Here is a 13,089-nt window from a genome sequence, read left to right as displayed (position 1 = left end):
GCCGGTTCGAGAGCGAGTGCGGGACGCCGTCCCGGACGGTCGGTGGATGCCGGCCGGTTCGTCGGCTTAAGGGGATCAATGACTGACCTGGGTCGGGGGTACGGCTCCCAGCCGTGGAACACGGGCGACCCGCTGTACGGGGACATGCCGCAGCAGGGCGGCCACCCGGGCGGCTACGGTCAGCAGCCCTCGCAGGGCGGCTACGGCCAGGGACAGCAGCAGGGCTGGCCGGCCGATCCGTACGGGGGGCAGCAGGGCGGCTGGCAGCAGCCGCAGTACCCGCAGCAGCAGTACCCGGGGCAGTACCCCCAGCAGCAGCAGCAGCCGCAACAGCAGCAGCCCTACCCGGGCCAGCAGCCTCCGCAGCCCCGGCGCCCGCAGCCCCAGCCGCGCCCGCAGCAGCCGCAGCCGCCGCAGGACGAGTTCGACTGGCAGGCCGAGGCCGACGCGCTCAACCGCCCGGCCGCCGAGCCCGACGCCGAGGAGGAGTGGTCGGGCGAGGAGGAGTACGACGAGGAGCACGGCGGCTCGTTCTTCGGTGAGCAGGACGACAGCCGGGGCGCCGAGCGCCGCCGCAAGCAGCAGGGCAAGAAGTCCGGCCGCCGCAACGGCGGCGCCTGCCTGATCATGTCCCTGGTGCTGCTGGGCGTCGGAGGCGCGGGCGTCTGGTACGGCTACGGGTTCTACCAGGACCACTTCGGCCCGCCGCCGGACTACGTGGGCGCGGGCAGCGGCTCGGTCCAGGTCGACATCCCCGCGGGATCCACCGGGACCCAGATGGGCGCCGCGCTGAAGAAGGCCGGCGTGGTGAAGAGCGTCGACGCCTTCGTCAAGGCCTACAACGGCAATGGCAAGGCGCAGACGATCCAGGCGGGCTTCTTCACCATGAGGCAGCAGATGTCGGCGGCCGAGGCGGTGAAGTACCTCATCGAGGCGGCCGGAGGCGACGTCCTCATGGTGCCGGAGGGCCGCCGGGCCTCGGAGATCTACGCGATGATCGACGCCAAGCTGAAGCTGGACCAGGGCACCACCGCCAGGACGGCGAAGGCGGAGGTCGGCAAGCTGGGCCTGCCCGTCTGGGCGCACGGCAACCCCGAGGGGTTCCTCTTCCCGGCCCGCTACTCGGTGGGCAAGGGCATGAAGCCGTTCACCGTGCTCAAGCAGATGGTCGCCCGCGCCAACGACGAGTTCGCCAAGTTCGGCTGCGCCCAGGGTTACCGCAAGAACGGCCTCAAGTCGCCGTACGAGTTGCTGACCGTCGCCAGCCTGGTCCAGGCGGAGGGGCTGAACTCCGACGACTTCGGCAAGATCTCCCGGGTCGTCTACAACCGGCTGAAGCCGAGCAACACGGAGACCAACGGCTATCTGGAGTTCGACTCCACCTACAACTACGCACGCGGGAACCGCACGCTCCATGTGAGCGCCAACGCGATGCGGCAGTACCGGAGCGACATCAACACCTACTACACCAAGGGCCTTCCCTCGCAGCCGATCAGCAACCCCGGCGAGGAGGCGCTCAAGGCCGCCCTCGACCCGACCCCGGGTCCTTGGTACTACTTCGTCTCGGTCACGCCTACCGACACCAGGTTCGCGGCGACCTTCGCCGAGCACCAGAAGAACGAGCAGGCGTTCGAGGAGGAGCTGAAGAAGAGCGGCGGGAACGGATGACCGCCACCGGCCGCCGCGCCGCGGTGCTGGGCTCGCCGATCGCCCACTCGCTCTCGCCCGTGCTGCACAACGCCGCATACGCCGCCCTCGGTCTGGACGGCTGGCACTACGGCCGCCACGAGGTGGACGAGGCCGCGCTGCCCGCCTTCCTGGGGTCGCTGGACGTGGCCGGGGAGGGCTGGGCCGGTCTCTCCCTCACCATGCCGCTGAAGCGGGCCGTCATCCCGCTGCTGGACGAGGTCAGCGCCACCGCCCTCGCGGTGGACGCCGTCAACACCGTGGTCTTCACCGAGGACGGCCGCCGCACCGGTGACAACACCGACATCCCCGGCCTGGTCGCCGCCCTCGCCGAGCGCGGCATCGACAAGGTCGAGGCGGCGGCGGTGCTGGGCGCGGGCGCCACCGCCTCCTCGGCGCTGGCCGCGCTGGCCCTGGTCTGCACGGGCGAGGTCACCGCCTATGTCCGCAGCGCCGAGCGGGCCGCGCAGATGCGGGACCTCGGCGAGCGGCTCGGCGTGGCCGTCCGCACCGCCCCCTGGGAGCGGGCCGCCGAGGCACTGGCCTCGCCGCTCACCGTCTCCACCACCACGGCGGGCGCCAACGACCACCTGGCGGACGCCGTACCCGGCCGGCCCGGCGCCTACTTCGACGTCCTCTACCACCCCTGGCCCACCCCGCTGGCCGCCGCCTGCGCCGCCCGCGGCGGAACCGTCCTCGGCGGTCTGGACCTGCTGGTCCACCAGGCGGTGCTCCAGTGCGAGCAGTTCACCGGCATCCGCCCCGCCCCCCTGGCTGCCATGCGGGCCGCCGGCGAAGCGGCCCTCTCCGGGGGCTGAATCCGCATCGGGTGCTCGCCCGCGACCTCTGCCGCGGCAGGCGTGGGCAGATCATGCAGGCATACCGGGAAGGCCGGGAGGATCGGCTCGGCGCGCTCGGCCCGGCCCGCGACGCCGCGGTGATCCGGACCATCCGTCACGTGGACGCTGCCGCCGCCGTGCGCTGCGGGAACGGCCCGCCGACAGGCGCGAGCACGTGCCGGCCCCGGTCGTGGGCCGCCTGGCCCCACTGCGCCACGCGAACCTCGACGTGTCGAGGTCCAGGCCCGTACTGAGCCCGTGTGCCCTGCCCCCACGTCGGGGGCAGGGCACGCTCCTGTGTGAGGGCTGGGCCAGGCGCCGGGTCGCCGGCCGGCTCGCGTCCGCCGCCCCTGCGGGCTGTCGGTGCTGATCGGCTGTCGGTGCTGATCGGTCGTCGGTTGCGACACCGGTTCTCGAGCCTATTTCTACTGATCCCTTGACAGCTCATGGAGTGAGGGCTGTCATGTTGGGGTCATGTCCAGTTGCGTTCAGATTTGTTTGGTTGTGTTTTTCACAGCCACGTCTGCGAAGAAGGGACCACCCACCCATGCCCTCGCTGTCCCGAAGGATCCTGAGCTGCCTGACCGCAGGCGCCGTCTGGACCGGCGCACTCGGTCTGGCGGCCGTCACCACCGGCATAGCCAGAGCAACCCCCGCCGCCGCGCTCGACAACGCCCTCGCGTCCGTCCCACAGATGGGCTTCAACGACTGGAACGCCTTCGGCTGCAACGTCAGTGAGCAGCTGATCAGGCAGACGGCCGACTTCTTCGTCAGCTCCGGGCTGAAGGACGCCGGCTACGAGTACGTCAACATCGACGACTGCTGGATGACCCACGAGCGCGACGCCGACGGCCGCCTGGTCCCCGACCCGGCGAAGTTCCCCGACGGGATCAAGGGCACCGCCGACTACGTTCACAGCCTCGGCCTCAAGCTCGGCATCTACGAGGACGCCGGCACCGCGACGTGCGCCGGCTACCCCGGCAGCCTCGGTCACGAGACGACCGACGCCCGGACCTTCGCCGACTGGGGCGTGGACTACCTCAAGTACGACAACTGCAACAACAAGAGCGACGGCAGTCGCCAGGACTTCGTGAACCGCTACACCGCGATGCGCGACGCCCTGAACGCCACCGGTCGCCCGATCCTCTACTCCCTGTGCGAATGGGGCCAGCAGCAGCCCTGGGAGTGGGCGTCCGACGTCGGCAACTCCTGGCGCACCACCGGCGACATCAGCGACAACTGGGCGAGCATGCTCTCCATCCTGAAGAGCAACCTGCCGCTCGCGCAGTACGCCGGCCCGGGCCACTGGAACGACCCGGACATGCTGGAGGTCGGCAACGGCGGCATGACCGACACGGAGTACCGCACCCACTTCTCCCTGTGGTCGATGATGGACGCGCCCCTGCTCATCGGCACCGACCTGCGCAAGGCCGACCCCCAGACGATGTCCATCCTGCTCAACAAGGACGTCATCGCGCTGAACCAGGACTCCCTCGGGAAGCAGGCCACCGTCCTGTCCTCCGACGGTGGCCGCTGGGTGATCACCAAGGAGCTCGCCAACGGCGACCGGGCCGTGGCCCTGTTCAACGAGACCGGCCGGCCGCAGCACATCTCCACCACCGCGGCCGCGCTCGGCCTGCCCGCCGCGAAGGGCGCCTACCAGGTGCGCGACCTGTGGCAGCACACCGACTACCAGTCGGCGGGCACCCTGGCGGCCACCGTTCCCGCGCACGGCACCACCGTGCTTCGGGTGAGCACCGCCGAGCACGCCCTCGCCAACCCGCCGCTGCTGGACACCGGCATGACCGGCACCGAGAACCGTCTCCAGCCGGGCCGGAGCACCACGATCACCACCACCGCCACCAACCTCGGCCGTACCCCGGCCCTGGCGGTCCACGTGAAGATCACGGCGCCCGACGGCTGGACCGTCCAGGCGCAGGACGCCACCGGCAGCCCCGCCCTGAGCACCGAACAGACCCTCAGCACCGCCTGGCGGATCACCGCCCCGGCCGACGCGGCGGTCGGCAGCTACCCCCTCTCCGGCACCGCCACCTTCTGGCACCCTCGGGACAACCGCACCGTGACCGTACCGCTGACCGGTCAGATCAGTGTGGCCGTGCCGCCGCCCGCCGGCACCTCCTACCTGAGCGACCTGAGGTGGTCCTCGGTGAGCAACGGCTGGGGGCCGGTGGAGCTGGACACCAGCAACGGTGAGAGCAACGCCGGTGACGGCCACCCGATCACCCTTGGCGGGACCGTCTACACCAAGGGGCTCGGGGTCCACGCCCCCAGCACGGTCGAGTACTTCACCGGCGGCCACTGCTCGACGCTGACCGCCACCGTCGGGGTGGACGACGAGAAGAACGGCAAAGGCACCGTCGAGTTCCAGATCCAGGCCGACGGCAAGCAGGTCGCCGACAGCGGCGTCCTCACCAACGCCATGGGCGGGCGGCCGATCGAGGCCGACGTCACCGGAAGCCAGACCGTCCAGCTGATCGTCACCGACGGCGGCGACGGCAACGACAGCGACCACGCCGACTGGGCCGACGCCAAGATCACCTGCGCCTGACCCCCCTGCAGGACCGGTGTGCGGTGGGCGCTGCCTGCCGCACACCGGCTCAGGAGTGTCCGGTCCTGTCCGGACGCCTGAATCAGTCGATGGTGTTCGACGCCACTGGTTTGGAGGACAGAGTGCACAACAGCCGCATCGGTGCCGTGGAGGCGAAGCCGGGGCACCGCCGATGGCGGGCGGCGCTTCTCGCGACGGCTCTGACAGTCTCGCTGTGCAGCATGACCCGACCTGCCGCGGCAGGAGAGAGCGACGGACCGCGGTCCGTGGCAGCCGTCGACAGCCACCCCACGCACACGGTGAGCTTTGACGGCTACTCGTTCCTCGTCGACGGAGACCGCACCTACCTGTGGTCCGGCGAGTTCCACTACTTCCGGCTGCCGAGCCCCGATCTGTGGCTCGACATCTTCCAGAAGATGAAGGCAGCCGGGTTCAACGCCACCTCCCTGTACTTCGACTGGGGTTACCACTCGCCGAAGCCGGGCGTGTACGACTTCACCGGTGTGCGTGACGTCGACAAGCTGCTCGACATGGCCCAGCAGGCCGGGCTCTATGTGATCGCGCGCCCGGCGCCGTACATCAACGCGGAGGTGGACGGCGGCGGCCTGCCCGGCTGGATGACGACGAAGCCGGGCAGCAACCGCAGCGACGACCCGCAGTTCCTGAAGTACGCGGACGAGTGGCTGACACAGATCGACCGGATCATCGCCCGCCACCAGCTGACCAACGGCACCGGGTCGGTCATCGCCTATCAGGTCGAGAACGAGTACTACAACGGCTCCACCGCCGGTCGGGCGTACATGCAGCACCTGGAGGACAAGGCCCGCTCCGACGGCATCACGGTGCCGTTGACCGGCAACAACAACGGCACCTTCAACAGCGGGACCGGCGCCCTGGACGTCGACGGCCCCGACTCCTACCCGCAGGGTTTCAACTGCTCCACACCCGCGAAGTGGAACGGTGTCCCCAACCTCAGCTACGACCACCCCGCGGGCAAGCCCCTGTACTCGCCGGAGTTCCAGGGCGGCGCCTTCGACCCCTGGGGCGGACCGGGTTACGACAAGTGCGCCGAGCTGATCAACGACCAGTTCGCCGACGTGTTCTACAAGCAGAACATCGCCGTCGGCGCCACCGCGCAGAGCTTCTACATGACCTACGGCGGCACCAACTGGGGCTGGCTGGGCATGCCCGAGAACTACACGTCCTACGACTACGGTGCCGCGATCCGCGAGACCCGCGAGCTCGACCCGAAGTACTACGAGGACAAGCTGATCGGGTACTTCACGCAGTCGGTCGCACCGTTGACCAAGACCGAGGCGGTCAACGCGGCACCGCCGGACGACACCTCTGTCGTCGACACCGCCCGGATCAACCCTGACAGCAGGACGCAGTTCCACGTCCTGCGCCACGCGGACTCGACGTCGACGGCGGTCGACAGGACCCACATCGCCGTCGACTTCAACGCCCAACCGGTGTCGGACACCAGCTACACCTTCGACGACCCCGATCCCGCGCTGCAGTACGCCGGCTCGTGGTCGCACGTGGCCGGCCAGAGCTACACCGGAGGCGACTACAAGAACACCGAGTCGTTCTCCAAGAAGGCCGGTGACTCGGTCACCGTCCCGTTCACCGGCAACGCCGTCCGCTGGATCGGATCGAAGACCGACAACCACGGCTACGCCGACGTCTACGTCGACGGCGTCAAGGAGGCGACGGTCGACGACTCGGGCAACCAGAGCCAGGCGGTGCTGTTCCAGAAGACCGGCCTGGCCGCCGGAGCCCACACACTGAAGATCGTCGTCGACGGGCGTCACGGTCCGGGATCGTCGGACGACTACGTGTCCGTCGACGCCGTGGACGTGCCGACGGCCGATGCCGCGGTACCGACCTATCCGGTCGTGCCGCAGCAGCCGGGTACCGCGATCACCCTCGACGGGCGGGACTCGCACATCATCGTGGCGAACTACCGGCTCGGGGACTCGCAGCTGCAGTACTCGACGTCGGAGATCATGACCAACGCCACCATCGGGAACCGGGACGTCGCGGTGTTCTACGGCGATCCGGGCAGCGACGGCGAGACCGTGCTGCACTACGCGTCCAAGCCCACGGTGCTCAGCAGCGGCGGCGCGGTCACGACCACCTGGGACGCGGCCACCGGCGACCTGCGGCTGAACTACCAGCACGACGGGCTGGCCCGGATCAGCATCAGCGGCGGCGGATCCCGCCCGCTGCTGCTGCTCGTCGGCGACAAGCCGACGGCGGAGACGTTCTGGCGCCAGGACACGCCGGCCGGCCCGGTGCTGGTCCGAGGCACCCACCTGCTGCGCGGGGCCACCAGCCCGGACGGCGGCCGCACCGTCGCACTCACCGGCGACAACGCCGACGACAAGAACATCGAGGTGTTCACCTCCGCCGAACACGTCACCTGGAACGGTCTGCCGGTGTCCACCCGGACCAGCGCCACCGGCAGCCGCACGGGAACGATTCCGGTCGCCGCCCCCGTCACCCTGCCGGCGCTGACGAACTGGAAGCAGGCCGAGGAGTCCCCCGAGGCAGCGCCCGGCTTCGACGACTCCGGCTGGCAGGTCGCCGACAAGACGACCACCAACAGCGTGTCCGGCGGCAACTCACTGCCGGTGCTCTACGCCGACGACTACGGGTTCCACACCGGCAACACCTGGTACCGCGGCCGCTTCCGCGGCACCGGGAAGGAGACGGGTGTCCACCTGGTCTCCGACTCCGGCGGAGGAGCGCAGGCGTTCTCCGCCTGGCTGAACGGCACCTTCCTGGGCAGCTCCACCACCGGCAGCGCCGACTTCACCTTCCCCGCCGGCGCGGTCACCCCGGGCCGTGACAACGTCATCTCGGTGCTCACCGTGAACATGGGACACGAGGAGGACTACAACTCGAGCAACGGCAACAAGACCGCGCGGGGGCTGACCAGCGCCTCCCTCACCGGAGCGCCGCTCGCCGCCACCACCTGGCGACTGCAGGGGGTGCGCGGCGGCGAGGACCTGCAGGACCCGGTGCGCGGCCCACTCGCGACGGGCGGTCTGTACGGTGAGCGCGCCGGCTGGTCGCTACCGGGCTTCCCGGACGACGACTGGAGCCGGGTCTCCCTGCCGGCGACCGACACCCGCCCAGGGGTCTCGTGGTACCGGGACGACGTCGCCCTGGACCTCCCGCACGGGCAGGACACCTCGGTCGGACTCACGATCACCGACGACCCGTCGCGCAGGTACCGCGCCACGCTGTACGTCAACGGCTGGCAGGTCGGCAACTACGTCAACTACCTCGGCCCGCAGCACACCTTCCCGGTGCCCGACGGGATCCTGAACCCGAACGGATCCAACAGCATCGCCATCGCCGTGTGGAACCTCGACGGCAGCACCGGCGGACTCGGCAAGGTGTCGCTCACGAACTACGGCAGCTACGCCTCGTCCCTCCGGGTGGCCCGGAACGACAGCCCCCGCTACGACGCCCGCAGCTACGCGATGCCGAAGCGGCCTGGAACCACCGTGGCCCTGGACGTCCCGGACACCGCGCAGTCGGGGCAGGCCTTCGACGCCGAAGCGACGCTGCGGGTGCCCGGGGACCAGCCGCCGGCTACCCGGCTGACGCCTTCGCTCGCACTGCCCGACGGCTGGAGCGCGAGCCCCGCGAGCCCGGCGTCGGTGGACGAGGTACGGCCGGGCGGGTCGGCCACCTTCACCTGGCGGGTGCAGCCGCCGGCGGGGACGCTGCCAGCGGCCTCGGCTCTCACCGCGCGTGTGGGATACCAGCAGCGCGGCACGTCGGCCGAAAACCGTGACGAGCGCATCGTCAACGGCCTGCCGGCGCTTCCCCCGGCGGGCCAGGACGCGGTCAGCGACCTGCCCTTCCTGTCGGCCTCGAACGGATGGGGCCCGGTGGAACGCGACGGCAGCAACGGTGAGCAGGCAGCCGGGGACGGACGGAAGATCACCGTCGCCGGCGTCGGATACGCCAAGGGCCTGGGGACCAACTCCGTCAGCGACGTCCAGGTGTACCTCGGCGGTGCGTGCTCGCGGCTGACCGCGGCCGTCGGCGTCGACGACGAGACCAACGGGTCCGGAACGGTCTCCTTCAGCGTGATCGCTGACGGCAGGACCCTGGTCACCACTCCGACGATCCGGGGCAGGCAGGCCGCGGTGCCGCTGGACGTCGACGTCACCGGCGCGCAGGTGCTCGATCTGAGGGTCGGCGACGCGGGCGACGGCAACGGCAGCGACCACGGGGACTGGGGGCTGCCGACGCTGACGTGCAGCTGAGAGGCTGACGGGGAGCTTGTCGAGGGGGGCTGTCCGGCCGCAGGCCGGGCAGCCCCCCTCCGCTGCCGCGCCGACCTGCCCGCGGTGATCCCGGTACAGGCGGGGTGCCTCCCGGTGGCCGGTCGCGACATGTCCGTACAGCGGACCGTGCACCCGCTCCCGCGTGCCGACGTGAAAGGATCGGGGGAGAGGAACGCGGTACGACGGCCCGGGGCGGGCCGATGACGAAGGAGCACCGTTGAGCAGGTTGCGCTGGCTGACGGCGGGGGAGTCGCACGGCCCCGCACTCGTCGCGACCCTGGAGGGGCTGCCCTCCGGAGTGCCGGTCACCACCGGGATGGTGGCGGACGCGCTGGCCAGGCGCCGGCTGGGCTATGGCCGCGGGGCCCGGATGAAGTTCGAGCGCGACGAGGTGACCTTCCTCGGCGGGGTGCGGCACGGCAGTACCCTGGGCAGCCCGGTGGCGATCATGGTGGGCAACACCGAGTGGCCCAAGTGGGAGCAGGTGATGTCGGCCGATCCGGTGGACCCGGAGATCCTGGCCGGCCTGGCCCGCAACGAACCGCTGACCCGCCCCCGGCCCGGCCACGCCGACCTCGCCGGTATGCAGAAGTACGGCTTCGACGAGGCCCGGCCGATCCTGGAGCGCGCCAGCGCCCGGGAGACCGCGGCCCGGGTCGCCATCGGCACGGTGGCCCGCTCCTACCTGCGGGAGACCACCGGCATCGAACTGGTCTCCCATGTGGTGGAGCTGGGCGCGGCCAAGGCCCCCGCCGGAGTGCTCCCGCTGCCCTCCGACGAGGCCCGGCTGGACGAGGACCCGGTCCGCTGCCTGGACGCGGACGCCTCCAAGCGGATGGTCGCCGAGATCGACCAGGCCCACAAGGACGGCGACACCCTCGGCGGTGTGGTCGAGGTGCTGGCGTACGACGTGCCGCCGGGCCTGGGCTCCCACGTCCACTGGGACCGCCGGCTGGACGCCCGGCTGGCCGCCGCCCTGATGGGCATCCAGGCGATCAAGGGCGTCGAGCTCGGTGACGGCTTCGGCCTGGCCCGGATCCCCGGCTCGCAGGCCCATGACGAGATCGAGCCCACCCCGGACGGCGTCCGCCGCCGCTCCGGCCGCTCCGGCGGCACCGAGGGCGGGCTGAGCACCGGTGAGCTGCTGCGGGTGCGGGCCGCCATGAAGCCCATCGCCACCGTGCCCCGCGCGCTGGCCACCCTGGACGTGCGCACCGGGGAGCCCGCCCAGGCCCACCACCAGCGTTCGGACGTCTGCGCGGTCCCGGCCGCCGGCATCGTCGCCGAGGCCATGGTGGCCCTGGTGCTGGCCGATGCGGTGGCGGAGAAGTTCGGCGGCGACTCGGTCGCCGAGACCCGCCGCAACGTCCGCGGTTACCTGGACAACCTGGTCATCCGGTAGGGGCGGCCATGACTCAGAACCCCACACCCGGCACCCCGCTGGTGGTGCTGGTCGGCCCGATGGGAGCCGGCAAGACCACCGTCGGTCGGCTGCTCGCCGACCGCCTCGGCGGTGCCTTCCGGGACACCGACGAGGACATCGAGCAGACCGCCGGCAAGCCCATCTCCGAGATCTTCGTCGACGAGGGCGAGGAGCACTTCCGCGCGCTGGAGGCCGCAGCCGTACGGGAGGCCCTCGCCGCCCACCCGGGTGTGCTGGCCCTCGGCGGCGGAGCGGTCCTGGACCCGCGGACCCGCGCCCTGCTGGCCGCCCACCCGGTGGCCTTCCTGGACGTGGGCGTCCACGACGGCGTCAAGCGGGTCGGCCTGGACGCCCCCCGCCCGCTGCTGGCCATCAACCCCCGCGCCCGCTGGCGGGAGCTGATGGAGGCCCGCCGCCCGCTGTACCTGGAGGTGGCCCGCGCCGTGGTCGCCACCGACGGCCGCACCCCCGACGAGGTCGCCGACGCAGTCCTCGAGGCTCTGGAGCTGAAGACCGTATGACCACCGAAGCGTCCGCCCGTATCCATGTCGGCGGCGACGACCCCTATGACGTCCTGGTCGGCCACCAGCTGCTGGGCGAGCTCCCCGGGCTGATCGGGGACCGGGCCCGGCGCGTCGCGGTGATCCACCCCGAGGCGCTCTCGGCCACCGGCGACGCCATCCGTGAGGACCTGGCGGCCCAGGGCTACGAGGCCATCGCGCTCCAGGTCCCCAACGCGGAGGACGCCAAGAGCGCCGAGGTGGCCGCGTACTGCTGGTCCGTGCTGGGACAGACCGGCTTCACCCGCAGCGACGCGGTGGTCGGTGTCGGCGGCGGCGCCACCACCGACCTGGCCGGCTTCGTCGCCGCCACCTGGCTGCGCGGGGTGCGCTGGATCTCCATGCCGACCACCCTGCTGGGCATGGTGGACGCGGCGGTGGGCGGCAAGACCGGCATCAACATCGCCGAGGGCAAGAACCTGGTCGGCGCCTTCCACCCGCCGGCCGGGGTGCTCGCCGACCTGGCGACCCTGGAGACGGTGCCGCGCAACGACTACATCGGCGGCCTCGCCGAGGTGATCAAGGCCGGCTTCATCGCCGACCCGGTGATCCTGGACCTGGTGGAGGCCGACCCGCAGGGCGCCACCACCCCGGCCGGCCCGCACACCCTGGAGCTGATCGAGCGCTCCATCCGGGTCAAGGCCGAGGTGGTCTCCGGCGACCTCAAGGAGTCGGGACGCCGGGAGATCCTCAACTACGGCCACACCCTGGGCCACGCCATCGAGCGCAATGAGCGCTACAAGTGGCGGCACGGCGCGGCGGTCTCGGTGGGCATGCTCTTCGCCGCGGAACTGGGCCGGCTGGCAGGACGGCTGGACGACGCCACCGCCGACCGCCACCGCAGCGTGCTCACCTCCGTGGGCCTGCCGCTCAGCTACCGCGCGGACGCCTGGCCCAGGCTGCTGGACGCTATGAAGATCGACAAGAAGTCGCGTGCCGACCTGCTGCGCTTCATCGTGCTGGACGGCCTCGCCAAGCCCGCCGTGCTGGAGGCCCCCGACCCGTCGCTGCTGGTCGCCGCCTACGCGGAGGTCGCCAAGTGACCGCGGTGCTGGTGGTCAACGGACCCAACCTCGGACGGCTGGGAAGCCGGGAGCCCGATGTCTACGGCTCCACCTCCTACGCCGGCCTGGTCGAGCGCTGCACCGCGCTCGGCAAGGAGCTCGGCCTGGAGGTGGAGGTCCGGGAGACCAACGACGAGGGCGAGTTGATCCGCTGGCTGCACGAGGCCGCCGACGGACGGATCCCGGTGGTGCTCAACCCCGGGGCCTTCACCCACTACTCGTACGGGATGCGGGACGCGGCGTCGCAGCGCACCGCACCGCTGATCGAGGTGCACATCTCCAACCCCTACACCCGGGAGGAGTTCCGGCACACCTCGGTGGTCGCCCAGATCGCCTCGGGCACCATCGCCGGTTTCGGCATCGGCTCCTACGAACTGGCGCTGCGCGCCCTCGCCGAGCAGCTCACGACAGGCTGAACCACCGTCAGGGACAGGCGTCCCGGGGCCCGGTGGCGGGCTGTGCCCGCCGCCGGGCCGACGTGTATTGTCCGCGCCGGAGGTGCATGTGACGCAGCACGACCAGGGAGCGCCACCGCCGCCCCATCCGCCCTCGTCGTACGGGGCGGTGCCGCCACCGGGCCGGCCGCCCTATCCGCCGGCGCCGCCCGGGGCCGGCTGGCCGGGGTCCCAGCCCCCGCC

Annotated in this window: 8 protein-coding genes; all 8 read left to right on the top strand. The window is 71.3% G+C overall.

Translation table 11 applies throughout. The features are described 5' to 3' along the window. The first annotated feature begins 78 nt into the window (after positions 1 to 78). Positions 79 to 1,668 (top strand): endolytic transglycosylase MltG, encoded by a 1,590-nt coding sequence (gene mltG / locus AOK09_RS21350; RefSeq protein ID WP_055588828.1) that lies wholly within the window; start codon positions 79 to 81, stop codon positions 1,666 to 1,668. Beyond that, positions 1,665 to 2,504: a shikimate dehydrogenase gene (locus AOK09_RS21345; protein ID WP_055588827.1), complete on the top strand. Its 840-nt coding sequence runs from the start codon at positions 1,665 to 1,667 to the stop codon at positions 2,502 to 2,504. Before mltG ends, AOK09_RS21345 begins: the two co-directional genes overlap by 4 nt. A 568-nt stretch (positions 2,505 to 3,072) precedes the next feature. After that, on the top strand, positions 3,073 to 5,094 hold the full coding sequence (locus tag AOK09_RS21340) for an NPCBM/NEW2 domain-containing protein (RefSeq protein ID WP_055588826.1): 2,022 nt from the start codon (positions 3,073 to 3,075) through the stop codon (positions 5,092 to 5,094). A 221-nt stretch (positions 5,095 to 5,315) separates the two neighbouring features. Beyond that, on the top strand, positions 5,316 to 9,383 hold the full coding sequence (locus AOK09_RS21335) for a beta-galactosidase (RefSeq protein ID WP_079063285.1): 4,068 nt from the start codon (positions 5,316 to 5,318) through the stop codon (positions 9,381 to 9,383). 238 nt (positions 9,384 to 9,621) lie between these two features. After that, positions 9,622 to 10,806 carry a chorismate synthase gene (aroC, locus tag AOK09_RS21330; RefSeq protein WP_055588825.1) on the top strand — a complete coding sequence of 395 codons (1,185 nt, stop codon included), beginning with the start codon at positions 9,622 to 9,624 and terminating at the stop codon, positions 10,804 to 10,806. An 8-nt stretch (positions 10,807 to 10,814) separates the two neighbouring features. After that, positions 10,815 to 11,348 (top strand): shikimate kinase, encoded by a 534-nt coding sequence (locus tag AOK09_RS21325; RefSeq protein WP_055588824.1) that lies wholly within the window; start codon positions 10,815 to 10,817, stop codon positions 11,346 to 11,348. Continuing rightward, positions 11,345 to 12,430 carry a 3-dehydroquinate synthase gene (gene aroB, locus AOK09_RS21320; protein ID WP_055588823.1) on the top strand — a complete coding sequence of 362 codons (1,086 nt, stop codon included), beginning with the start codon at positions 11,345 to 11,347 and terminating at the stop codon, positions 12,428 to 12,430. The genes AOK09_RS21325 and aroB overlap by 4 nt, the downstream gene beginning before the upstream one ends. Then, a complete protein-coding gene (gene aroQ, locus AOK09_RS21315; RefSeq protein WP_055588822.1) occupies positions 12,427 to 12,867 on the top strand; it encodes a type II 3-dehydroquinate dehydratase in 441 nt (146 codons plus the stop codon). The genes aroB and aroQ overlap by 4 nt, the downstream gene beginning before the upstream one ends. Positions 12,868 to 13,089: the final 222 nt, after the last annotated feature.

Origin of the sequence: Peterkaempfera griseoplana (genome assembly GCF_001418575.1) — a bacterium.
Taxonomy (GTDB): domain Bacteria; phylum Actinomycetota; class Actinomycetes; order Streptomycetales; family Streptomycetaceae; genus Peterkaempfera; species Peterkaempfera griseoplana.
Note: the sequence above shows the minus strand (reverse complement) of the source record. Positions and strands in the feature narration are given on the sequence as shown.

Excerpts from the sequence above, each read along its gene's own strand:
- mltG (WP_055588828.1), top strand. The coding sequence starts at position 79 with ATGACTGACCTGGGTCGGGGGTACGGCTCCCAGCCGTGGAACACGGGC.
- AOK09_RS21345 (WP_055588827.1), top strand. The coding sequence starts at position 1,665 with ATGACCGCCACCGGCCGCCGCGCCGCGGTGCTGGGCTCGCCGATCGCC.
- AOK09_RS21340 (WP_055588826.1), top strand. The coding sequence starts at position 3,073 with ATGCCCTCGCTGTCCCGAAGGATCCTGAGCTGCCTGACCGCAGGCGCC.
- AOK09_RS21335 (WP_079063285.1), top strand. The coding sequence starts at position 5,316 with ATGACCCGACCTGCCGCGGCAGGAGAGAGCGACGGACCGCGGTCCGTG.
- AOK09_RS21325 (WP_055588824.1), top strand. The coding sequence starts at position 10,815 with ATGACTCAGAACCCCACACCCGGCACCCCGCTGGTGGTGCTGGTCGGC.
- aroB (WP_055588823.1), top strand. The coding sequence starts at position 11,345 with ATGACCACCGAAGCGTCCGCCCGTATCCATGTCGGCGGCGACGACCCC.